The organism is Pseudomonas sp. LAP_36 (genome assembly GCF_019456785.1).
Classification (GTDB): Bacteria; Pseudomonadota; Gammaproteobacteria; order Pseudomonadales; family Pseudomonadaceae; genus Aquipseudomonas; species Aquipseudomonas tritici.
In genome coordinates this window covers 1-233 of sequence record NZ_JAHZMS010000037.1, presented here as the reverse complement: position 1 = coordinate 233, position 233 = coordinate 1, and the positions used below count along the sequence as shown (strand labels likewise).

Annotated in this window: 1 protein-coding gene; it reads right to left on the bottom strand. The window is 63.1% G+C overall.

Annotated features, from left to right (window positions below):
* The coding region (locus JBO08_RS28030; protein ID WP_220078218.1) for a hypothetical protein at window positions 1–233 on the bottom strand (233 nt) is incomplete at both ends.

Below are 233 nucleotides of genomic sequence, written 5' to 3'. Positions count from 1 at the left end.
CGACTTTGTCGTAGGTCCAGGTGGTGCCCAGCAGCAGCTTGGATTGCGGCAAGCCGTACTTGAGGTTGCCCTGGCGCTGGCGGCCATAACCACCGTCCGGGCCGAGGGCCTGTGTGGCCACGGTCGAGGCGTGGATCGAGTCAATCTGGGTGGTGTTCCAGTTGAAGCCGGCGCTATATTTCAGGCTGCCATAGGCACCGATGTCCTGGCGGTAGTCACCCACCAGGTCGACG